The 20,450-nt window shown below is 42.9% G+C and carries 28 protein-coding genes; 26 read left to right on the top strand and 2 right to left on the bottom strand.

All coding sequences use genetic code 11. The features are described 5' to 3' along the window. Window positions 1–18 precede the first annotated feature (18 nt). The 24 genes from DK861_RS00380 to DK861_RS00265 all read left to right on the top strand — a co-directional run bounded on the left by DK861_RS00380 (window position 19) and on the right by DK861_RS00265 (window position 17,207). Window positions 19–828: a GPO family capsid scaffolding protein gene (locus DK861_RS00380; RefSeq protein WP_109398934.1), complete on the top strand. Its 810-nt coding sequence runs from the start codon at window positions 19–21 to the stop codon at window positions 826–828. Window positions 829–843: 15 nt separating this feature from the next. Continuing rightward, window positions 844–1,986, top strand: a complete 1,143-nt coding sequence (locus DK861_RS00375; RefSeq protein ID WP_109398933.1) for a phage major capsid protein, P2 family — start codon at window positions 844–846, stop codon at window positions 1,984–1,986. After that, window positions 1,986–2,654: a phage terminase small subunit gene (gene gpM / locus DK861_RS00370; RefSeq protein ID WP_234566094.1), complete on the top strand. Its 669-nt coding sequence runs from the start codon at window positions 1,986–1,988 to the stop codon at window positions 2,652–2,654. Before DK861_RS00375 ends, gpM begins: the two co-directional genes overlap by 1 nt. Window positions 2,655–2,728: 74 nt before the next feature. Continuing rightward, window positions 2,729–3,184 (top strand): head completion/stabilization protein, encoded by a 456-nt coding sequence (locus DK861_RS00365; protein ID WP_109398931.1) that lies wholly within the window; start codon window positions 2,729–2,731, stop codon window positions 3,182–3,184. After that, window positions 3,184–3,390, top strand: coding sequence for a tail protein X (locus DK861_RS00360; protein ID WP_109398930.1), 207 nt, complete (start codon window positions 3,184–3,186; stop codon window positions 3,388–3,390). Before DK861_RS00365 ends, DK861_RS00360 begins: the two co-directional genes overlap by 1 nt. Before the next feature lie 19 nt (window positions 3,391–3,409). Continuing rightward, window positions 3,410–3,724, top strand: coding sequence for a phage holin family protein (locus DK861_RS00355; RefSeq protein WP_109398929.1), 315 nt, complete (start codon window positions 3,410–3,412; stop codon window positions 3,722–3,724). Next, complete coding sequence (locus DK861_RS00350) at window positions 3,711–4,121, top strand: M15 family metallopeptidase (RefSeq protein ID WP_204101235.1); 411 nt, start codon at window positions 3,711–3,713, stop codon at window positions 4,119–4,121. Before DK861_RS00355 ends, DK861_RS00350 begins: the two co-directional genes overlap by 14 nt. A gap of 2 nt (window positions 4,122–4,123) precedes the next feature. After that, on the top strand, window positions 4,124–4,621 hold the full coding sequence (locus DK861_RS00345) for a lysis protein (RefSeq protein ID WP_162556742.1): 498 nt from the start codon (window positions 4,124–4,126) through the stop codon (window positions 4,619–4,621). Next, complete coding sequence (locus tag DK861_RS00340) at window positions 4,596–5,036, top strand: phage tail protein (protein ID WP_109398926.1); 441 nt, start codon at window positions 4,596–4,598, stop codon at window positions 5,034–5,036. The genes DK861_RS00345 and DK861_RS00340 overlap by 26 nt, the downstream gene beginning before the upstream one ends. Continuing rightward, window positions 5,023–5,658, top strand: coding sequence for a phage virion morphogenesis protein (locus DK861_RS00335; protein ID WP_109398925.1), 636 nt, complete (start codon window positions 5,023–5,025; stop codon window positions 5,656–5,658). Before DK861_RS00340 ends, DK861_RS00335 begins: the two co-directional genes overlap by 14 nt. 65 nt (window positions 5,659–5,723) lie before the next feature. After that, window positions 5,724–6,350, top strand: coding sequence for a phage baseplate assembly protein V (locus DK861_RS00330; protein ID WP_109399008.1), 627 nt, complete (start codon window positions 5,724–5,726; stop codon window positions 6,348–6,350). Beyond that, window positions 6,347–6,685, top strand: coding sequence for a GPW/gp25 family protein (locus DK861_RS00325; RefSeq protein ID WP_006536715.1), 339 nt, complete (start codon window positions 6,347–6,349; stop codon window positions 6,683–6,685). The genes DK861_RS00330 and DK861_RS00325 overlap by 4 nt, the downstream gene beginning before the upstream one ends. Beyond that, complete coding sequence (locus tag DK861_RS00320; protein ID WP_109398924.1) at window positions 6,685–7,593, top strand: baseplate assembly protein; 909 nt, start codon at window positions 6,685–6,687, stop codon at window positions 7,591–7,593. The genes DK861_RS00325 and DK861_RS00320 overlap by 1 nt, the downstream gene beginning before the upstream one ends. Further along, window positions 7,586–8,197, top strand: a complete 612-nt coding sequence (locus DK861_RS00315) for a phage tail protein I (RefSeq protein WP_109398923.1) — start codon at window positions 7,586–7,588, stop codon at window positions 8,195–8,197. Before DK861_RS00320 ends, DK861_RS00315 begins: the two co-directional genes overlap by 8 nt. Continuing rightward, window positions 8,187–9,854, top strand: coding sequence for a phage tail protein (locus tag DK861_RS18365; RefSeq protein WP_239452118.1), 1,668 nt, complete (start codon window positions 8,187–8,189; stop codon window positions 9,852–9,854). The genes DK861_RS00315 and DK861_RS18365 overlap by 11 nt, the downstream gene beginning before the upstream one ends. 4 nt (window positions 9,855–9,858) lie before the next feature. Further along, complete coding sequence (locus DK861_RS00305) at window positions 9,859–10,236, top strand: tail fiber assembly protein (protein WP_109398922.1); 378 nt, start codon at window positions 9,859–9,861, stop codon at window positions 10,234–10,236. A 92-nt stretch (window positions 10,237–10,328) separates the two neighbouring features. Next, window positions 10,329–11,501, top strand: a complete 1,173-nt coding sequence (locus tag DK861_RS00300) for a phage tail sheath protein (RefSeq protein WP_109398921.1) — start codon at window positions 10,329–10,331, stop codon at window positions 11,499–11,501. 3 nt (window positions 11,502–11,504) lie between these two features. Then, entirely contained in the window at window positions 11,505–12,020 is a 516-nt protein-coding gene (locus DK861_RS00295) for a phage major tail tube protein (protein ID WP_109398920.1), read from the top strand. Between the two features lie 19 nt (window positions 12,021–12,039). After that, window positions 12,040–12,387 (top strand): phage tail assembly protein, encoded by a 348-nt coding sequence (locus DK861_RS00290; RefSeq protein WP_109398919.1) that lies wholly within the window; start codon window positions 12,040–12,042, stop codon window positions 12,385–12,387. A gap of 65 nt (window positions 12,388–12,452) precedes the next feature. Then, complete coding sequence (locus DK861_RS18360) at window positions 12,453–12,521, top strand: GpE family phage tail protein (RefSeq protein ID WP_230507027.1); 69 nt, start codon at window positions 12,453–12,455, stop codon at window positions 12,519–12,521. Then, window positions 12,514–15,375 carry a phage tail tape measure protein gene (locus tag DK861_RS00280; protein ID WP_109398918.1) on the top strand — a complete coding sequence of 954 codons (2,862 nt, stop codon included), beginning with the start codon at window positions 12,514–12,516 and terminating at the stop codon, window positions 15,373–15,375. Before DK861_RS18360 ends, DK861_RS00280 begins: the two co-directional genes overlap by 8 nt. Beyond that, complete coding sequence (locus DK861_RS00275; protein ID WP_109398917.1) at window positions 15,375–15,839, top strand: phage tail protein; 465 nt, start codon at window positions 15,375–15,377, stop codon at window positions 15,837–15,839. The genes DK861_RS00280 and DK861_RS00275 overlap by 1 nt, the downstream gene beginning before the upstream one ends. Further along, on the top strand, window positions 15,839–16,936 hold the full coding sequence (locus DK861_RS00270) for a phage late control D family protein (RefSeq protein WP_109398916.1): 1,098 nt from the start codon (window positions 15,839–15,841) through the stop codon (window positions 16,934–16,936). The genes DK861_RS00275 and DK861_RS00270 overlap by 1 nt, the downstream gene beginning before the upstream one ends. A gap of 52 nt (window positions 16,937–16,988) precedes the next feature. After that, window positions 16,989–17,207: an ogr/Delta-like zinc finger family protein gene (locus tag DK861_RS00265; RefSeq protein WP_109398915.1), complete on the top strand. Its 219-nt coding sequence runs from the start codon at window positions 16,989–16,991 to the stop codon at window positions 17,205–17,207. A gap of 128 nt (window positions 17,208–17,335) precedes the next feature. Here DK861_RS00265 and DK861_RS00260 read toward each other — a convergent pair whose 3' ends face one another. Further along, a complete protein-coding gene (locus tag DK861_RS00260) occupies window positions 17,336–18,241 on the bottom strand; it encodes a hypothetical protein (protein WP_109398914.1) in 906 nt (301 codons plus the stop codon). Between the two features lie 447 nt (window positions 18,242–18,688). Between DK861_RS00260 and DK861_RS00255 the strand changes: the two genes are divergently transcribed. Both DK861_RS00255 and DK861_RS00250 read left to right on the top strand, forming a co-directional pair. Beyond that, a complete protein-coding gene (locus DK861_RS00255) occupies window positions 18,689–18,979 on the top strand; it encodes a hypothetical protein (protein ID WP_109398913.1) in 291 nt (96 codons plus the stop codon). A gap of 1 nt (window position 18,980) precedes the next feature. Continuing rightward, window positions 18,981–19,376, top strand: coding sequence for a hypothetical protein (locus tag DK861_RS00250; RefSeq protein ID WP_109398912.1), 396 nt, complete (start codon window positions 18,981–18,983; stop codon window positions 19,374–19,376). A gap of 234 nt (window positions 19,377–19,610) precedes the next feature. On the opposite strand, the gene DK861_RS00245 is transcribed toward DK861_RS00250, so the two are convergent. Next, entirely contained in the window at window positions 19,611–20,342 is a 732-nt protein-coding gene (locus DK861_RS00245) for a glycosyltransferase (protein ID WP_109398911.1), read from the bottom strand. Window positions 20,343–20,450 lie beyond the last annotated feature (108 nt).

Genomic DNA, 20,450 nt, shown 5'->3' with positions numbered 1-20,450 from the left:
CAGTCTGGAGTAGTGTGCATGTCGAAGAAATCAAAACCGGTTCGTCTTTGTGTTGAAGGGGCGACAACGGACGGGCGTCGAGTTGACCGCGAATGGTTAACCCAAATTGCGAAAAACTTTGATCCCGCGGTTTATGGTGCGCGGGTCAATGTCGATCACTATAACTATTCATGGGCACCACGCTTTGGTGATGTGGAATCGGTGTATACCGAGGAAATCAAAGAAGGGGCACTGGCAGGTAAGTTGGCATTATACGGTGTGATCAATCCGACACCTGATTTAATTGAACTCAATAAAAAACGTCAAAAAGTTTACACCTCTGTCGAAATTAACCCGAGTTTTTCAGATACCGGTGAAGCCTATCTGGTCGGTCTTGCAGTGACTGATAACCCCGCGAGTTTAGGCACTGAAATGCTGCAATTTAGTGCCAATGCACAAAGTAGCCCACTTTCAGAGCGCAAACAAAGCAAAGATAACGTCTTTACTGCCGCAGAAGAAACACATCTCGAATTTACTGACGAAAAACCAGAAAGCGATAAGCCGGGACTTTTTAGCGTCATTAAAGAGATGTTTTCTAAAAAGCAACACAGTGATGATGCGCGATTTACCGATGTGCATCAGGCAGTAGAGCTGTGCGCCAAAGAAGTGCAAACCCTTTCAGCAGAAATTACCGCATTAAAAAGCGCAGACCAAAGCGAAGCGGTAAAAGCGCTCACGCAACAACTCACGGAATTAAAAACCCAATTTGAAAATACAGACGCCTCGTTCTCACATCGTCCGCCGGCAACGGGTGGCGAAAATAACGGCGAAGTGCTGACGGATTGCTAAGGTAGTGAACAAGCCATGAAAAAAGAAACTCGTTTTAAATTTAATGCGTATATGACGCAACTCGGTAAAATTTACGGTGTTAGTGCCCAAGAGTTTAGCGATACCAAAGTACCGATTGAGCCGTCTGCTGCTCAAAAATTAGAAACTACGATCCAGCAATCGGCGGAGTTTTTAACGCACATTAATATTGTGCCGGTTGATGAGCAAGTCGGTGAAGCGATTGGTTTAGGCATCGGTTCGACTATCGCGGGAACCACTGACACAACAACAAAAGACCGTGAAACAAGCGATCCGATTAAGCTGACAAAGAACAGCTATCTTTGCCAGAAAACCAATTACGACACCCACCTTGATTATGCAAAAATTGATATGTGGGCGAAGTTTACCGACTTTCAAACCCGTATCCGTGATGCGATTATCCGCCGTCAGGCATTAGACCGCATTATGATTGGTTTTAATGGTACGCACCGCGCCGATAACTCTGATCGTAAAAAATATCCCTTACTGCAAGATGTGAATTCGGGCTGGTTACAAAAAGTACGCGAACGTGCGCCTGAACATGTGATGGGCAGTATCACGCAAGACGGTACAACAACAGCCAAACCGGTTTATGTTGGTAAAGGGCGCGCGTATCAAAATTTCGATGCGTTAGTCCAAGACACCATTGATAAGGCAATTGATCCAGAATATCAGGACGATACCGGTCTTGTTGTGATTTGTGGGCGTAAATTATTAGCAGATAAATACTTCCCACTGGTCAATAAAGACCAAAACAACAGCGAAAAGCTGGCCGCAGATACCATTATCAGTCAGAAACGTATTGGCGGTTTACCGGCTGTACGTGCGCCGTTCTTTCCTGAAAATGCCTTTTTTATTACTCGTCTTGATAATTTGTCGATTTATTTCCTTGCAGATTCTCGTCGTCGCCAAGTGCTGGATAATGCAAAACGCGATCGCATCGAAAACTACGAGTCAGTCAATGAAGATTTCGTGGTTGAAGATTTCCGCGGTGTGGCATTGGTTGAAAATATCGTTTGCGAAGATGCCGAAGAAACACCACCCGAAACCACTGACGTTATCGCGCCTGAAAATAACACTGGTACAGACAACAGCGCAGTAACCGAAGAAGCACCGGCTGAAAATAAAAAGGCGAAATAATGTTATCTCCGTGGGAAAAACACCGCATGAGCCTAAGTGCGCAACAGTCCACTCAATTGGGTGGGCATGTTAGTCGCAATACGAAAGGCTATCACATGATGCTGTTACGTCTTGCGACAGATAAAAAAGAGCTAAAACATTTTCAGTCACGCGAGCGCAAAGAGGCTTATAAACGCAAGATATTAGCCAATTATCAGCCGTGGGTTGATGGGGCGCTATCCGGCGGCAGTGGCGTGCAAGATGATGTCTTAATGACGATTTTGCTGTGGAAAATTGATGCGGGTGATTATGAAGGCGCGTTAGATATTGCCGTTTATGCATTAGCTAACCGTTTAGTGATCCCCGGTGTTAACCGCACCACGGGCACCGTGATTGCCGAAGAAATTGCTGATTCGGCCATGCGAGCGTATGCCGTGAAATCACCTGTATCTTTAGCAACGTTAGAGCGTACACGCGCCTTGACCGATGATGAAGATATGCCCGATGAAGTGAGAGCAAAACTCTATAAAATCTTAGGGTTAGTGCTACGCGATAATAATCGACCACAAGAAAGCTACTGCGTATTAAGTCGAGCCTTAGAGTTAAACATAAATGTCGGGATTAAAACCGAATTAAAGCAACTAGATAAAGTGCTCAAAGCCCAGCGTGACGCTGAAAAAGCATTGTGACACCACGTCAGGGCGGCACGGAAAAAGCAATTTGCTTTCTTTCGTCCACCGCCCACCTATTTTAAGGTTTTCTTATGGATTATGTTTCTGCTAACCCTGTGCCACAAAAAGACGAAACCATTAAAAATAATGGCTTTTTCCCTGATATTCAAACTCGTGATTTTCAATTGCAAACACGTGTCGATGGCACAGTGACACCGGAACGACTGAAAAGCACGTTACTGAACGCCATGATTGAAGTGAATCGCGAGTTGTATCAGTGGCGTATTGGTCAAGCTGTGAAAACATTAAAAGAGGTGCCCGCTGAACAGATTAACGGAGAAAGTGAACTGATGATTTTATATCAGCGTGCGGTGTTCTGTTTTGCAAAAGCCAGTTTAATCGAGCGTTATCGCGATATTGATACTACCGCACAAGGTAATAAAAAAGCCGACACCATGACGCCAGTGATTGATGAAGTGTGGCGTGATGGCCAATGGGCTTTACAACGCATCAAAGGGGAAACCCACAACACGGTGGAGCTTATCTAATGCGGATTTACACCCAACAAGGGGATACCGTAGATGATATTTGTTGGCGTTACTTTGGTCAGTCATCCGGCATGATTGAGCAAGTATTAGAAGCTAATCCGGGGCTGGTTGAATTAGGGGCAATATTACCTACTGGCACCGCGATTGAGTTACCGAACACGCCCCAACAACACAGCATCACACCGATTTTACAACTTTGGGATTAACCCCTTTAAGGGGGAAGGTATGAAGAAGATGCCCTATAAAGATCCAAATAATATGAATTGGTTTACCGCCTTATTAATTGCCGGCATGGCAGTTTTTGGTGGTATTGCCAGTTATGCCAATAAAATAGTGAAAGGGGAGTCGTTCCGCTTTGCCATTTTACTTGCACAAATCGTTGTCTCTATGTTTTCAGGGGCATTGATTTTATTCGGTGCCAGTTATTTTCAGTGGCAACCTGAGATTGCCGGCGGTATAGCGGGCATGGCGGGCTGGATGGGGTCAGCATTTATTAGCGCAGTCGGAAAGTTATTTTTAAGGAAGGTTGCCGGTGAGTAAATTTATATTGAGTCAGCGCAGTAAAAATAATCTTATTGGCGTTAACCCGCTGTTAGTAAAAATTGCTTATCGTGCGTTAGAAATTTCTACGGCAGACTTTGCGGTGATAGAAGGTGTTCGCACACTTGAAAAGCAAAAAGAAAACGTCAAAAAGGGCGTTTCGCAAACATTAAATAGCCGTCATTTAACGGGCGATGCCATTGATATTTTACCCTCTGTCATTAAACCGGGGATGGAATGGCAACCGCATTTCTTTGAGCCGATTTTAAGAGCCTTTAAACAAGCCGCAGATGAAGAAGGGGTAACATTGCGCTTTGGTAAAAACTGGAAAAGTGATCCCAGTTTACCCGTCGAAACTCGTTTTCCTGATTATCCTCATATTGAGATCCCACGATGAAAATGAACGTACTGCTTATTATTGTCGCGGGTGTGATGGGGTTACTGCTGATATTTAAGTTTGATGCCTTACTCACTGAGAATAGCCAGCTTAAGGGTGACAACCTCGCCCTTAAACAAAATGTTATCAGTCATCAAGACGCTATTGAACGCTATCAGGAAGAACTTACTCGTTTATCAGAACTGGATAAACAACACACAAAGGCGCTAACCGATGCAAAAAATGATATTAGCCGGCTTAATGATGAGTTGCGCAATAATACTAAACGGGTGTACATCAAAGCCGATTGCCCCAACTCCGATAATCGCACCACCGCCACCGCCGGCATGGGTGATGCAACCCCCGCACGACTTACCGAAACAGCTCAACAAGATTATTTACGTCTCCTCGAAATGATGGCGGAGAATAAGGCACAAACGGAATATTTGATTGATTATACAAATCGATTATTGCAATACATCAATGAGTTAAACCATGAAAAAGCCTGCAAACCTGCGTGATACCTTAATTAAAAAGGTCGCTTATTTAGGCGAAAATCCCGATAGGCTATATACCTTTATTGATGGTGGGGCGATTGTAGCAACCGGTGCCCGTAGTCAATCTTATGAGTATCAATACAATCTCAATATTATTATTGATGATTATCCCGGTGACCAAGATGTATTAATGGCGGTCATTATCGGTTGGATTGAAAAACATCAGCCTGACATTTTCCTCAATCCCGATAAACGCCAAAGTCATTTGGCCTTTGATGCCTTTATTGATAGCAACCAGACCGCCAGTATTAGCATTGATTTAAAGTTGACTGAGCGTGTCCTCGTTAATGTGCAAGCGGATAAACTCGTTGTCGGTGCCATTGAAGAGCCGGCTGATCCGTTTGAAATTTGGGAGAGTGTGGCTCATGAACGCCGATGATTTCAGCCCGTTAACCCAAGCATTAGCCACCATGCTGGCAAAAGCCTCACCCAATGAGCGCAAAAAGCTAGCCCGTGAAATTGCCCGTGATTTACGCAAAAGCAATTTGCAACGTATTCGCGCGCAAAAAAATCCTGATGGAACGGCATTCACCAAACGAAAAGCCTCAACGGTTACCGTATTACGGGGTATGAAATTTGTCTGGAAAGGGCAACCGCGCAGTTTAAAAAATTGGCGATTACGTAAAACGAAAAAGGGCGAGGTGATCACCGGTTACGATTTGGAAAAGAAAGCTGAACGCAGTTTTTATAAGCGCGATATTTTGCGTTTTATTGAAGTGAAAAAAGACAAAATCAGCACTTCAAAACCCAATAAACAGACTCGCATGTTTAAGCGTTTAGCCACCGCCCGTTATTTGCGCATGTCAGCTAATGATAAAGGTGTTGATCTCTTCTTTGCCCCTCAAGTCGAGGGCATTGCTGCGGTGCATCATTACGGTTTGAAAGAGCGTGTGCGGGGCAAGTCATTAGAAATTCAATACCCTGAAAGAAAGCTATTAGGCTTTTCACCGGCGGATATTAAACATATCGAAAATCAATTACTGGAATTCCTTTCCCGTTAGTTGTCCCGTCTTTGAAACAATCCCAATCTCGTGAATTTTTTTATTTCCCGTTGCACATTGCGGGTATGAATATCGCAGAACTTATCCGAAAAATACAAAACTTGATCCGCACAGGCGTTGTAATTGATGTCAGTGCGGAAAAAGGCTGTCGAGTTAAAACAGGCGACAATGAAACCGACTGGCGCCCGTGGCTTACTGCACGTGCCGGTAACTCGCGTTCATGGTGGGCGCCCAGTGTCGGCGAACAAGTGTTATTGCTGTCAATCGGTGGTGATTTAACCACCTCGTTTGTGTTACCGGCAATATTTAGTGACGATTTTTCAGAGCCATCAAGCTCATTAACCGCCCATCGTCATGAGTATAAAGACGGTGCAGTGATTGAGTATGAGCCAGCAACCGGCGCGCTAACCGTTACAGGAATTAAAACTGCCGAGATTGAAGCCAGCGAGTCGGTCACGGTCACATCACCCGACATTATGTGTGTCGCGACAAGCAAAATCACCTTAGATACTCCTACCGTTATTTGTACCAACAACTTAACCACGGGATCACTGACGGTGCAAAAAGGCGGCACAATGACCGGCGATATCACCCATGTTGGCGGAAAAATGTCCTCTAATGGCGTGGTGGTTTCAGCCCATACCCACGGTGGTGTGCGAACGGGTGATGGTAATACAGGACAACCGCAATGAACTATCTCGGTATGAACAGCCAAACCGGTGAACGTATTACCGATATTGAGCACGTTCGCCAGTCTATTAAAGATATTTTTAATACACCCATTGGTAGCCGATTGATGCGCCGAGAATATGGCAGTTTGCTTGCCGATTTAATTGACGGCCCTGTTAACGCCAAGATGCGACTGCAATTAATGTCGGCGTGTTACACCGCGGTTTATCGTTGGGAGCCACGTATTGTAATGACTGCCATTGATATTCATAGCCAACAGGAACAGGTGATTGTCGATATCACCGGCTATTACGCCCATAACCAACAACCGATTAATTTCTCTCTACCGGTGACATAATGCCAACGATTAATTTAAGCCAATTAACACCGCCTGATGTGATTGAATCGTTAGATGCAGAACAATTATTACGCGAACGCAAAACGACGTTGATTGCCTCGATGCCAACGCATTTACGTGATGCGGTGGCTAACACGTTATCGTTAGAGTCTGAACCCCTGACCAAGCTGTTAGAAGAAAACGTCTATCGTGAGTTGTTATTGCGCCAGCGTATCAATGAGTCCGCGCGTGCGGTTATGGTGGCGTATGCGAAAGGGGCAGATTTAGATCAGTTAGCCGCGAATTATAATTTATCGCGCTTAGTGTTGCGTCCCGGCAATAACCAGACTATTCCGCCCACACCGGCGATTTTAGAATCTGACGATGATTTGCGTTTACGCATTCCCGCCGCATTTGAGGGGCTAAGTGTTGCGGGGCCGGTGGGCAGTTATGAATTTCATGCCCGTAGTGCCGATGGTCGGGTGTCCGATGTGTCCGCGATCAGTCCAACACCGGCAAATGTCATTATCTCGGTGTTATCTCGTGAGGGTGACGGCACTGCATCAGAAGAATTACTGCGCATTGTTGAGCACGCGTTAAACGATGAAGATGTGAGACCGGTTGCTGACCGCATCAAAGTGCAATCCGCTAAAATTATTCCCTATCAAATTGATGCAACGTTATTCCTCTTTCCGGGGCCCGAATCGGAGCCGATACGCAAAGAAGCAAATCAACGGCTGACGCAATACATCACAGAACAACACCGTTTAGGACGTGATATTCGCCTGTCAGCGATTTATGCCGCATTGCATGTGGAAGGCGTGCAACGTGTGGAGTTAAAACAACCCACTAAAGACGTGGTGCTGGATAAAACGCAAGCCTCCTATTGCACCCAAAGCACCTTAACGATAGGTGGCTCGGATGAATAGTTTATTACCGTCAGGCAGTAGCCCATTAGAAAAGGCAGCCGCCATTGCCTGTCAATCCTTGCAGACGTTGCCCGTGCCTTTACGCGAATTATGGAATGCCAGCACATGCCCGGTTGATTTATTGCCATATCTTGCATGGGCTTGGTCAGTGGATCGATGGGATGAAAACTGGTCGGAGCCTGTTAAGCGCCAAGTGGTCAGGGATTCAATGTTTATTCATCGCCACAAGGGCACCATTGGCGCACTTAAGCGTGTAGTTGAGCCACTCGGTTACATCATCAAAGTCACGGAGTGGTGGCAAACCGACGATCCGCCGGGCACATTTCGTCTTGATGTTGGCGTGCAAGAAAACGGTATTACCCAAGAAATCTATGACGAATTAGAGCGTTTGATTGCTGATGCACGCCCTGTTAGTCGGCACCTTTTGGGGTTATCTATCAACCTTGATTCACAAGGTGAGTTTTATCTCTCTGCCGCAACGTTTAGCGGTGATGAGTTAACGGTTTACCCCTATTTTGCAGAAGAAATTACCGTGTCTGGTGCGCCATTAACGGCGGTCGGAGTACACATTATTGATAAAGTTGAGGTCGCACATGAGCGCTAAATTTTTCGCCTTATTAACGGTGATTGGTGGCAATAAACTGGCAAAAGCCACGGCATTAGGTACCACCTTAAAAATTACCCAAATGGCCGTGGGTGACGGTGGCGGAACGTTGCCGACACCCGATACACAACAAACTAAACTCGTCGGTGAAAAACGTCGCGCGGGATTAAATACCTTATTTGTTGATCCGAAAAACGACAGCCAGATTATCGCTGAACAGGTTATACCTGAAAATGAAGGCGGTTACTGGATACGTGAGATTGGTTTGTTTGATGATGAAGGCAGTTTAATTGCGGTAGGTAATTGCCCCGAAACCTATAAGCCACAATTACAAGAGGGAAGCGGACGAACACAGACTATCCGCATGATATTAACCGTTAGTCATACCGAGTCAGTTGAGTTAAAGGTTGACCCCTCGGTGATATTGGCAACTCGTGAATTTGTTAATGATGCCATTGAAAGTGCCTCAAAACAGACAATGGCAGAGGTAGCTAAGATTTATGCCACTAAAACCGAATTAAGCACGGGTTTAAGTAAGGTACAAGGATCAGCGGATGACGCTAACACAAACGCCAATAGTCGCGTACCTAATACCCGTAAAGTTAATAATAAACCACTGAGCACTGATATTACGTTAACGGCGGGTGATGTGGGTGCTGCGACGCCAGCACAAGTTAACGAAGCCAAAACCGCCGCAAGCAATGCACAGACTGCGGCTAATAATGCTAACACTAACGCCAATGGACGAGTGCCTAATTCGCGTAAAGTGAACAATAAACCATTGAGTGCAGACATTACTTTAACGGCGGGCGATGTGGGTGCAGCAACACCGGCACAAGTTAACGAAGCCAAAACCGCAGCAAGCAATGCACAGACTGCAGCAAGCGCAGCACAAACCACGGCAAACAATGCGAATAATAACGCTAACGGTCGAGTGCCTAACACTCGCAAAGTGAATGGAAAACCACTAAGTGCTGATATTAGTTTGACTGCCGGTGATGTAGGTGCTGCAACACCTGCACAAGTGAATGAAGCAAAGACTGCGGCAAGCGCAGCACAAACCACGGCAAACAATGCGAATAATAACGCTAACGGTCGAGTGCCTAGCACTCGCAAAGTGAATGGAAAACCACTAAGTGCTGATATTAGTTTGACTGCCGGTGATGTGGGTGCTGCAACACCGGCACAGGTGAATGAGGCAAAGGCTGCTGCATCTAATGCACAGACTGCCGCAAACAATGCTAACAATAATGCCAATGGGCGAGTACCTAATACCCGTAAGGTGAACAACAAACCACTAAGTGCTGACATTAATTTAACGGCGGGTGATGTAGGGGCGTTAACGCAAGCTCAAGGTGACAATCGTTATACAAAAATAGGGAAAGGGATAGGCGCAGGCGTTAAATTAATTTATGACGGTTCAGGATATGATTGGAATAAAAAAATGAGTTTTGGTGGTAATTCGTCAGGAGCTTGGCTAATGACTCAAATTTATGACAGAGTTATTCCATTATTTCCGGTTCTAGATTTTACCTATACAGCTAATATACAAACAGGATATGACAGCGCGATTTCGTATAAAATAGAAAAAGATGGAGTGACGATTGTAGGTGGTAAATCCGTATCTTTAAAAAAAGTTTGGCTGGTAGGAGTTTGAAAATATGCTTGTATTTATAAAAAAGACAGATTTAACTTGTTTTCAATTGGTTCCTATTCCAGATGATATTGAAAATTATTATTTACTGGATTTTCCTGAGCATCTTGATATTAATGAGTATGTTTTTTCACTTGATAGAGATGAAAATATTACTTTTAAGAAAGATAATTTTCGTTACATTGAAATCGCTACTATTGAGAAGCAAGAAAGAATGTATGAGGTTATTAACAAAACAAAAATTTGGTTGGGTCAGTTGCAATTAAATATTATAAAAGAAAGTGATAAAAAACATTTAGAGCAATGGCTGGAGTATGCTCAAGCATTAGATAGTGTTGATTTATCAACAGCGCCTATGGTTGATTGGCCACAAAAACCAGAATAACCCTTGTACCACCACTCAAACAATCCCGCTTTCGTGCAATTTAACCGCTAATTTTTCATGCTACACGGACACAGTTATAGGAGTCCGTGAGCATGGCACAAGATTATCATCACGGTGTGCGCGTTATTGAAATTAACGAAGGCACCCGCCCCATTCGCACTATCAGCACCGCTATTGTTGGCGTGGTTTGCACCGCTGATGATGCGGACGAAAAAACCTTTCCTTTAAACAAACCCGTCTTATTGACCGATGTGTCACAGGCTATCGGTAAAGCAGGGAAAACCGGCACCTTAGCCAGTACCTTAAAAGCCATTGCAGATCAGGCTAAACCCATCACCGTTGTGGTGCGTGTAGAGCAAGGCGAAAGTGAAGCGGAAACCACCACTAATATTATCGGTGGCATCACCGAAGAAGGGCTAAAAACAGGGTTACAAGCACTGTTAGCCTCTCAATCCCAACACGGCGTTAAGCCTCGTATTATTGGTGCACCCGGTCACGACACATTAGCGGTTGCCAATGAGATTGCGGTCATTTGTCAAAAACTCCGCGCATTTGGTTATGTTTCGGCTTACGACTGTAAAAATATCAGCGAAGCAATCAAGTACCGTGACAACTTTGGTCAACGTGAATTAATGGTGATTTTCCCTGATTTCACGTCATGGGATAGCACCAGCAACAGCGAATCAACGGCTTACGCCACCGCGCGTGCGCTAGGTTTGCGTGCCAAGTTAGACAATGATATTGGCTGGCATAAAACGTTATCCAATATCACCGTTAACGGTGTCACGGGCATTTCTAAAGATATCTATTGGGATTTACAAGACCCTGCTACCGATGCCGGTTTACTGAATGAAAAAGGCGTCACTACGCTTATTCGTCGTGATGGTTTTCGTTTTTGGGGTTCGCGTACCTGTTCGGATGATCCGCTGTTTGCCTTTGAATCTTATACCCGAACTGCGCAAGTCCTCGCTGACACCATGGCGGAAGGGCAGATGTGGGCAATTGATAAACCGTTAACGCCATCTTTAGCGCGGGATATCGTTGAAACCATCAATGCAAAATTACGTTCACTGGTCAGTCAGGGCTACTTGTTAGGTGGTGAATGTTGGTATGACCCGACATCAAATAGCAAAGAAGCACTTAAAGACGGCAAGCTCACACTGGATTATGACTATACACCCGTACCACCAATGGAAAATCTGATGTTACGTCAGCGTATTACCGATAAATACCTGATGGATTTCGGTAACAAAATCAAGGGGTAAATCATGGCGTTACCACGCAAACTAAAGAATTTTAATTTATTTATGAATGGCGCCAATTATGTGGGCGTTGCGGAAGAACTCACATTACCCAAAATCACCCGTAAGTTAGAAGCCTATCGCGGGGGCGGTATGAATGGTTCGGTGCAAATTGATATGGGCCTTGATGACGGCGCGCTTGATAGTGAGTTTACCCTCGGTGGTGTTGATATTGACGTTTATCGCCAGTGGGGTGCATCTACTATTGATGCGGTTCAATTGCGTTTATGTGGCGCTTATCAGCGTGATGATACGGGGGAAACATTAGCCGTTGAAGTGGTTCTCCGTGGTCGTTATAGCGAAATTGATCCGGGCAACTGGAAATCGGGCGACAACACACAAACCAAAATTACCGTAAAACCCACTTACTACAAGTTAGTGATGGACGGCCAAGAAATCATTGAGATTGATATCGTCAATATGGTGGAAAAAGTGGACGGTAAAGACCTGTTACAAGCACAGCGTGATGCGCTGGGGCTTTAATTAAATGCGGAAAGAGAACATGAAAGAGCCAATCGAAGAACAAAACAAAGAGCAAATTGAGTGGGTTGTTGTGAATGGTGACCAAGCCACGGTGACACTAGAACAACCGATTATGCGTGGTGAAACCAAAATCGATAAAGTGACGGTGCTTAAACCCAATTCAGGGGCATTACGCGGTGTGCGTTTACAGCCGTTAATGGATATGGATGTTGATAGCATGATGCAGGTGCTACCGCGCATTACTATGCCAACACTGACAAAGCAAGATGTGCTGTCTTTAGCCGCGGGCGACTTGGTAAACCTGAGCGTGCAGGTGGTCAATTTTTTATTACCGAAGTCGGTTATGCCCGATTCCCAAGCGAATTAACCACCGATGAACTGGCGGCAGATATTGCCGTCATTTTTCATTGGTCACCGGCAGACACCGGCAAAATGAGCCTTTCAGAATTATTGTCATGGCGCTATCAAGCGGCGAAACGGTGCGGACAACAGGATGAGTAATAACTTAAAATTACAAGTTGTACTGAGTGCGGTTGATAAATTAACCGCACCTTTTCGCAGTGCGCAAGAAAGTAATAAACGATTGGCGTCCGCTGTGCGTCAATCGCGTGACTCGCTAAAAAACCTCAATCAGCAAGCCTCACAAATTGACGGCTTTCGCAAAATCAAACAGCAGTTAGCCTCCACACAGCAAGCGTACCAATCCGCCACACAACGTGTTGCCACTCTCGCCAAAGAAATTGCCAACAGTGAGAATCCGACAAAAAAACAGTTAGAAGCGTTTAAAAAAGCGCAACGGGAAGCGGGGCAACTTAAAACCAAGTATGAGCAATTACAGCAGTCGGCACAGCGACAGCGCTCGGCATTACAAGCCAATGGCATTTCTACTAATCAACTCGGTCAAGCACAACGGCGACTGAATGGTGATATTGAGCGCACCACGCAACAGCTCCGTCGGCAAGAAAACCAATTAAGGCGCAGTGCCGAACAAGAGCGGCGCATGGCGGCGGCTAAATCGCAGTATCAAAAGACACTTGATGTGCGCAATAAAATGGCGGGTGCCGGTGCCACCATGACGGCAACCGGTGCCGGTATGTTGTATTCCGCGAAACAAACCTTAATGCCGGGGTACGAGTTTAATGTCGGTATGTCAAAGGTGCAGGCATTAACTCGCTTAGATAAAAACTCCGATGAATTTAAGATGTTGCGTGAACAAGCGCGAGAGCTAGGCGCAACCACAGCATTTACGGCTAACCAAGTGGCGCAAGGTCAGGCATTCTATGCCATGGCAGGTTTTAAGCCTGAGCAAATTAAAAATGCTATGCCGGGTACATTGGCCATGTCATTGGCGGGTGATATTGATTTAGGTACCACGGCAGATATCGGCTCCAATATTTTAACCGGCTTTAAACTCGACTCGGATCAGATGGGGCGAGTGAGTGATGTGTTAGTCGGCGCTTTTACCCGTTCAAATACCAGTTTAACCATGCTTGGCGACACCATGAAATACGTTGCACCGGTGGCGTCAGGGTTAGGGGTTGACTTAGAAACCGCAGCAGCTGCAACGGGTAAATTGGGTGATGCGGGTATTCAAGGTTCAATGGCGGGTACTTCATTACGCGCTATCTTAGGGCGTCTTGCTGAGCCGCCGAAAATGGCCGCCAAAGCATTAGAAGAACTTGGTATTAAAACCCGTGATACCAAAGGCAACTTACGCGACTTTCCTGAGTTATTAGCTGAATTGGATAAGAAAACCGCCAATATGGGTAATGCGCAACGGGCGGGATTCTTTAAACATATTGCGGGTGAAGAAGCCTTCTCCGCGTTATCGGTATTGGCAGAACAAGCGGGTAAGGGAGAGTTGCAAAACCTTGTTGCCGACTTAAAGAAAGCTAAAGGCGAAGCCCAAAAAGTCGCGGGCACCATGACGGACAACTTAAGCGGGGATATGAAAAACCTACAATCTGCATGGGAAGATTTAGGCATTCAGATTTTTGACGGCATTGATAGCCCATTGCGTCAGATATCACAAAGTATTACCAGTGTGATTTCTAATGTGGGTGTGTGGATGAAAGAAAACCCTGAGCTGGCTAAAACACTAACGATGGTAGGTTTAGCCATTGCGGGCATGATTACCACACTGGGTGTTCTCTCGTTATCCATTGCCGCAATGTTAGGGCCATTGGCTGCCACGAAATTAAGCCTGTCAATTTTAGGTATTAAAGGCGGTGGCGCGTTAACACTGTTATTAAAACCGATAAAATTATTAGGTAGTGCTTTTTTATGGTTGGGTAAAGCCATGTTAGCTAACCCTATTTTGTTAGCTATTGCCGCTATTGCCGGCGCATTTTATCTGATTTATAAAAATTGGGATAAGATTGAGCCGTATGTCACCAAAGTGTGGGAGTCTGTTAAACAGCGCACCGCTATCGCATGGCAGGCATTAAAAGGCACCATTTTAATGGCATGGGAAGCCATTAAATACATCTTCTTTAACTGGACGATCCCGGGCTTAATTGCAAAACATTGGGATAGTATTGTTGGCTATACCAAGACCGCATGGGCATCTGTTAAATCTGTAATTTCAGGTATCTGGGAAGGCATTAAAACCTTTTTCATGACACAAACTTTACCGGGGATTATTTATAGCAATTGGGATCAAATCGTTAAGTACACCCAAGAAAAATGGGAATTCCTTAAAACAACGATTTCCACTAAATGGGATGAAATTGTCGAAGATACCAAAGCGTTACCGGCTAAATTTTTGCAGTTTGGTAGCGACTTGATTGATTCCATTATTCAGGGAATAAAAAACAAATGGACGGACTTTAAAAATAGCATTGGGGAATTGGCAACCGCCGCTAAAGAAGCACTCACCCCTGAGTTTATGAAAAGTAATGATCCGAAAGTGCAGTCTGCATTAGATTCTTACAATAGCAACTTTGCCGGTATGTATGATTCCGGTGGTTATATCCCGCGTGGTCAGTTTGGTATTGCCGGCGAAAATGGCCCTGAAATTGTCGAAGGCCCTGCGAATATCACCAGTCGTAAACACACCGCCATGTTAGCGACAGCCGCATTATCGCTAGGCAGTGCCTTTTCATTACAGGCGCAAAATGCCCCGTTGCACCCGCACAGTTTGCCAGTTGAAAACTATCGCACGGCACCGGCTAACGTGAACATTCAGCAACAGCGTTATCAAGGTGCGCCGGCACATTATGAAATTAATATTCATCCTCAACCGAATCAATCCGCGCAAGATATCGCACAGCTTGTGATCGCGGAAATTGAACGCCGTGAGCGCGACAAGCAAGCACGATTAAATAGCCGTTATCAAGACAGTGAGGTGTGGTAATGATGGCAGCACTTGGGGTATTTGTGTTTGAGTTACGCACCATACCTTATCAATCGCTACAAAAACAACAAACATGGCGACATGGTTTTACTCAACGTGTCGCACGCCGACCTGCACAACAATTTATTGGCCCTGATACCGATGTGATCACCTTATCGGGTGCGCTTTATCCCTCATTAACGGGCGGTAAAGTTTCATTGTTAGCGTTGGAGTTAATGGCGGATAGCGGTAAAGCGTGGTCATTTATTGATGGTACGGGCACCATTCATGGCATGTTTGTGATCACCGATTTACAACGCACCCACACCGAATTTTTCCAAGATGGAGCCGCCAGAAAAATTGATTTCTCACTGACATTAAAACGGGTGGATGACTCCATCAGTCAGATGTTGGGGGATTTAAGCGACCAATTAGGCATGATGGCCAATGGTGCCGGTGAAGCGATGAAAGGAGTTTTATCATAATGTTGCCAGAAATGATCACCGGTAAAAGTAGCACGCCAGCTTTCGTGTTAATTGCCGGTGACGAAGATATCAGCGCCAAAATTCAAGGGCGATTAATATCACTTTCATTAACAGACAATCGAGGTTTTGAAGCTGACCGGCTTGATATTGAGTTAGATGATTCTGACGGCGCATTAATGATGCCTAAACGGGGTGAAGTGTTGACCTTGCATCTTGGTTGGCAGGGTGAAAGCCTTATTCATAAAGGCTCTTTTACGGTTGATGAGATAGAACATTCAGGTGTACCGGATAAAATGACATTACGCGCTCGTAGTGCCGATTTTAGGGCAACGCTGAATGTTCGCCGTGAAATGTCATACCATCAAAAAACAATAGGGGATATCGTCAGAACGATTGCAGGGCGCAATAATGTCACGGCGGTGGTTGATCCTGGTCTTGATACGGTAAAAATTGAACATATCGACCAAACCAATGAGTCAGACGGCAGTTTTTTAACGCGCTTAGGACAATCAAACGGTGCCACCGCCTGTGTTAAAAACGGCAATTTGCTGTTTATGGTGCAAGGGGGAAACACCACCGCCAGTGGTCAAGCATTACCGTTAGTACAAATCACCCGCAGTGTAGGGGATGGGCACCGTTTTTCATTGGTGGATAGAGGGGCTTACACTGGGGTGACTGCCAATTATTTAAATACCCGTAAACCGCAAGAGAAAACACAATCACAAATTCGCCGTAGAAAACCGACTACCGATAAACCGAAAAAAGAAGAAGAGAAACAAGGGGAGTATCTTGTCGGTGAAGAAGGTAACGTGATGGTGCTATCTCACACTTACGCGAGTAAAACCAATGCCGAACGTGCCGCGAAAGCCGCATGGGAAAAAATACAGCGGGGCGTTGCCTCTTTTAGTATTACCCTTGCGAAAGGGCGAGCGGATCTCTTTCCTGAATTGCCGGTACAAGTGAGCGGATTTAAGCCTGAGATTGATGAAGCCTATTGGACGTTGGTCACGGTGAGTCATTCCCTGAACAATAGCGGGTTTACCACCTCGTTAGAATTAGAAGTCAAAAGCAGTGATATAGATATGGATAAGGAATAGTGCCTGTGTATAATTACAGGTAATTTCCACATCATAAAGAGGTAACCCGTTTATGATGATTTGTCCTGTTTGTGGTCATGCCGCACATACTCGTAGTAGTCAGCAAATATCTTCCGATACCAAAGAACGTTATAACCAGTGCCAGAATATCAATTGTGGCGCGACGTTCGTCAGCCATGAAACCGTAACGCGGTTTATTTCAAAGCCTCAATTGATTGAACGGGTAGAGCTACATATTGATAAGTGTTGCCAGCAGGCATTAGCGATTTGATGAAAATGCCCGGAGGGTTCCGGGCGTTGTTTATATGAATAATTATATTATTTAAATTACATTTAACATTCATTAAAAATTTGCTTAATTACAGTCTTTTGAAGATCTGTCTTTAATATAATCTTTAACTACATCAATGTATTGTAAAGATGCTGATTCTTTAGTTTTTCGTTATCTTCTGCTTGTCGTCCAAGATATACAAAATCCATTATGTCGTTAAACTTTGAATTCTCTGGTGTATTAGTATCAAGAATACCTTTTTCTAAGTAAAGAGGTTTGGCTTGTTCAAAGTTATTATAAAGTAGTCCTTGTGCCTCCAAAGTTTGCGATACTCTATTTAGTCGTTCTAAACAACAAACGTACATATTTTTAGGGGCATTAGCTACAACCTGTTCAGCACAATCTTTCCCATAAGTTTCTTCAATTTCTGCAATTGCTTCTGGTGTATATGGCAGAGTGTTTGAAAGGTCTTCTTTCCTATCATTAATCCATTTCAATGCATTGTTTTTATCAAACGCTTTGAGTAGAACTAAACAAAGTTTATCAATAACTAGAAGATTGTTTTTATCAATGTTGTATAGGTTATCAAGAACAATGTATCTGATAATTGGAGGTAAAATAGAAAAAGCAGTTACAACTTCTGCATTTGAACCAAAAGAGTATTTCTTAAAATACAATACAAACAAGCCAGCGTAGAGATTGAATAATGCATTAATTGCTGACTTCACATCATCATCTGAAATAGGGCCGAGAGTTTGTGTATGAGTACACTTATTCCCAAGAGTTTGTAGCTTACGAAGAGAGCACATTATCTGCTTATCATTTTCAGTCTTATCTTTTAATTTTTTTACTATTTCATGCTCACCTAGAGTCACTTTTTCATTTGGAGGCAAGTCTATTAGTTTTCGAATAACAATTTCTGCATATTGTCGAATAGTGGCAATTTTTCCCCTATTTGATCTTGATTCAAGATAAAAAGCGTCGCTGATCAAATCTTGAACTAAGTCTTTATATGCTTGATTTTTAAAATTCACTTTTTACTCCTATGGATGAGCTACAATTAGTAGTATATATTAGCAGGAAATTCTCATTATCCTTTTGTTTTTTAATAAAATAAAGATAAACGCACAAAAAATAAACAGTATAAAGCTCTTACCAAACTAAGTGGAGTTGATATGGAAGGGGTGGCAGAGCTAGTTTAAAAAATAACCTTACGTTGAATTGTACTGAGGAAGAAAAGTCAAGACATTAAGGCTAAAGTTTGGCTTCTAGGTAGAATATAAGATAAAGAACTTCCTTCTGATTTGTTAATATGTAGTTATAATGGAAATAGACATTTAATATCAATCTATTAGATATTTTTTATTGTGAGCGTACTTTATAGTAGATTTTAGAAATAAAAAAGAGTGGTAAAATATTACAGATAGGAAAAATTATCTTAATAAGCCGATTTAATCATGTAATACAGGTGGTGACTTGCTATGTCAAATAAAGATGACATAACCCAGATAGGTAATGAACTCTCTGAATATAGAGAAAATGCACAACAAGTTGTAAGGAGCAACCTTCGGCTTTATGCAAAAATACTTTTAAGATTAAACTCAGTGAAGGATGATAAGGTAGAAATAAAAGAATTTAAGAGTACTTTGTCGAATGAGTTTGGTGTGGAAATCAAATCTTGTTTAGACTCTATTGAGAAATATAATGATTCCTTAATAAATGATTATGGTAATGCGATAAAAAAGCTGACGAAATTGAAAGAGGAATTGTAATATGGATCCTCTTGAATATGATGAAGTGATGGGGCTAGATAATTATTTAGATTCTTTAGAAAAAGCTAATCAAAACGCTGATAGCCAAGCTAAGTCAGAAGAAATTACTTTGAGTAATGTAGCTAAAAAGGAAGGGGAAACTAGAAGTTTACTAACTTTGGTGTTCCTAGGTGGTTTTTTTGGGCTATTGATTTTATTTGCTATTTTTGTTTGGTTTTATAATGGAAGAGTTGTGTCATGGGTTTTGGAGTTGAAAGCTGCTGGCGTAGAGAACCCTGTTGATTATCTTAAACCATTAGAATTAGAAAAAGTACTATCTATAATTATTACTGCTCTAGGTACATCACTTGGTTTTATCATTGGATATTATTTCAAAGAAAAACAATCAAATTCCTAGTTTATGGGTTGTAACAATGAATTTTAAATAACCCCTCGGTGAGGGGCTAAGTTTTATTATCAATAATGGTCGAAGTGGACAGTTGGTGGACGGTGTACTATTAGAATTCAATAAAAACAAATAGTTAAATTCTATTTTCGGACACCATCCCTGTCTTTTGCAGCCCCTCTGGAGAGGGGCTTTTTTTTGTTCTTTTGTTTAATTATTTTATGGAGTTTAATAATTTTTAATTGTTTAAAAATCAATTGAAAAATTTTCCTTTTTTCTTTTTGAAATATTATTAAGAAAAATTTTCCTCATTTTTTTCTGTTGTTTAGCTTTAAAGATATTAATGGGATTAATACTTTTTCTATATTTCGATGAAGTAGAGCCAAATAGTTGTTTTGAATAAACTTTATCATCACCGTTATACACTATTCCTTCATAATGAATAGGATTAAAATAGTGTGATGGAAAAATTGTGATGTCTGGATTATATTTTTGAATCATCTTGGCTACAAAAAAATTTCCTGTTGATATCCAAGGATAATCCAAGTCTAAAGGTGTTAATTGCAGTAATTCATTTATTAATTGTCCAACGAATTCATTTTTAGGTTCACATGCATAAATAGGTGCAACCAAATTTCCTCGAATAAACTCATTTTCATATACGGTATAGGCTTGCTTTTTTGTAAATAATTCATCTGTATTATGATAACAGATGCTATCTGCTTCAGGAATAAATCCACCAAATTCGTATAAGATTTCATATCGCATTAAGTCAGCGACACCAGCATATAGGCCTAGTTTATAATAGAACTCAATAAGATTTCGTGTTTTGAAATGATAATTATTTAAAAAATTATTATCATAAACAGTGTATTTCCAATTCGTATGTTTATTTTCCCATGTGTTCATCCATTGAGTTGGTTTAGGATTAGGGCCTATCCATATATGTCCTAGTTGCTTAGGGATTAAGACATTCATGAGTTGCAATCACATTCATCAATATAAGGTTACATAATTATATAATAATTAAATATAAAAATATAATATTTTGAAAGCTATCGATTGGATAGAGTAAATAATAGCTCT

The organism is Proteus sp. TJ1640 (genome assembly GCF_003144445.1).
Classification (GTDB): domain Bacteria; phylum Pseudomonadota; class Gammaproteobacteria; order Enterobacterales; family Enterobacteriaceae; genus Proteus; species Proteus penneri.
Note: the sequence above shows the minus strand (reverse complement) of the source record. Positions and strands in the feature narration are given on the sequence as shown.

Bases quoted from the DNA above. Each gene is read 5' to 3' on its own strand.
- DK861_RS00380 (WP_109398934.1), top strand. From the start codon at position 19: ATGTCGAAGAAATCAAAACCGGTTCGTCTTTGTGTTGAAGGGGCGACA.
- DK861_RS00375 (WP_109398933.1), top strand. From the start codon at position 844: ATGAAAAAAGAAACTCGTTTTAAATTTAATGCGTATATGACGCAACTC.
- gpM (WP_234566094.1), top strand. From the start codon at position 1,986: ATGTTATCTCCGTGGGAAAAACACCGCATGAGCCTAAGTGCGCAACAG.
- DK861_RS00365 (WP_109398931.1), top strand. From the start codon at position 2,729: ATGGATTATGTTTCTGCTAACCCTGTGCCACAAAAAGACGAAACCATT.
- DK861_RS00360 (WP_109398930.1), top strand. From the start codon at position 3,184: ATGCGGATTTACACCCAACAAGGGGATACCGTAGATGATATTTGTTGG.
- DK861_RS00355 (WP_109398929.1), top strand. From the start codon at position 3,410: ATGAAGAAGATGCCCTATAAAGATCCAAATAATATGAATTGGTTTACC.
- DK861_RS00345 (WP_162556742.1), top strand. From the start codon at position 4,124: ATGAACGTACTGCTTATTATTGTCGCGGGTGTGATGGGGTTACTGCTG.
- DK861_RS00340 (WP_109398926.1), top strand. From the start codon at position 4,596: ATGAAAAAGCCTGCAAACCTGCGTGATACCTTAATTAAAAAGGTCGCT.
- DK861_RS00335 (WP_109398925.1), top strand. From the start codon at position 5,023: ATGAACGCCGATGATTTCAGCCCGTTAACCCAAGCATTAGCCACCATG.
- DK861_RS00330 (WP_109399008.1), top strand. From the start codon at position 5,724: ATGAATATCGCAGAACTTATCCGAAAAATACAAAACTTGATCCGCACA.
- DK861_RS00325 (WP_006536715.1), top strand. From the start codon at position 6,347: ATGAACTATCTCGGTATGAACAGCCAAACCGGTGAACGTATTACCGAT.
- DK861_RS00320 (WP_109398924.1), top strand. From the start codon at position 6,685: ATGCCAACGATTAATTTAAGCCAATTAACACCGCCTGATGTGATTGAA.
- DK861_RS00315 (WP_109398923.1), top strand. From the start codon at position 7,586: ATGAATAGTTTATTACCGTCAGGCAGTAGCCCATTAGAAAAGGCAGCC.
- DK861_RS18365 (WP_239452118.1), top strand. From the start codon at position 8,187: ATGAGCGCTAAATTTTTCGCCTTATTAACGGTGATTGGTGGCAATAAA.
- DK861_RS00305 (WP_109398922.1), top strand. From the start codon at position 9,859: ATGCTTGTATTTATAAAAAAGACAGATTTAACTTGTTTTCAATTGGTT.
- DK861_RS00300 (WP_109398921.1), top strand. From the start codon at position 10,329: ATGGCACAAGATTATCATCACGGTGTGCGCGTTATTGAAATTAACGAA.
- DK861_RS00295 (WP_109398920.1), top strand. From the start codon at position 11,505: ATGGCGTTACCACGCAAACTAAAGAATTTTAATTTATTTATGAATGGC.
- DK861_RS00290 (WP_109398919.1), top strand. From the start codon at position 12,040: ATGAAAGAGCCAATCGAAGAACAAAACAAAGAGCAAATTGAGTGGGTT.
- DK861_RS00280 (WP_109398918.1), top strand. From the start codon at position 12,514: ATGAGTAATAACTTAAAATTACAAGTTGTACTGAGTGCGGTTGATAAA.
- DK861_RS00275 (WP_109398917.1), top strand. From the start codon at position 15,375: ATGATGGCAGCACTTGGGGTATTTGTGTTTGAGTTACGCACCATACCT.
- DK861_RS00270 (WP_109398916.1), top strand. From the start codon at position 15,839: ATGTTGCCAGAAATGATCACCGGTAAAAGTAGCACGCCAGCTTTCGTG.
- DK861_RS00265 (WP_109398915.1), top strand. From the start codon at position 16,989: ATGATGATTTGTCCTGTTTGTGGTCATGCCGCACATACTCGTAGTAGT.
- DK861_RS00255 (WP_109398913.1), top strand. From the start codon at position 18,689: ATGTCAAATAAAGATGACATAACCCAGATAGGTAATGAACTCTCTGAA.
- DK861_RS00250 (WP_109398912.1), top strand. From the start codon at position 18,981: ATGGATCCTCTTGAATATGATGAAGTGATGGGGCTAGATAATTATTTA.
- DK861_RS00245 (WP_109398911.1), bottom strand. From the start codon at position 20,342: ATGAATGTCTTAATCCCTAAGCAACTAGGACATATATGGATAGGCCCT.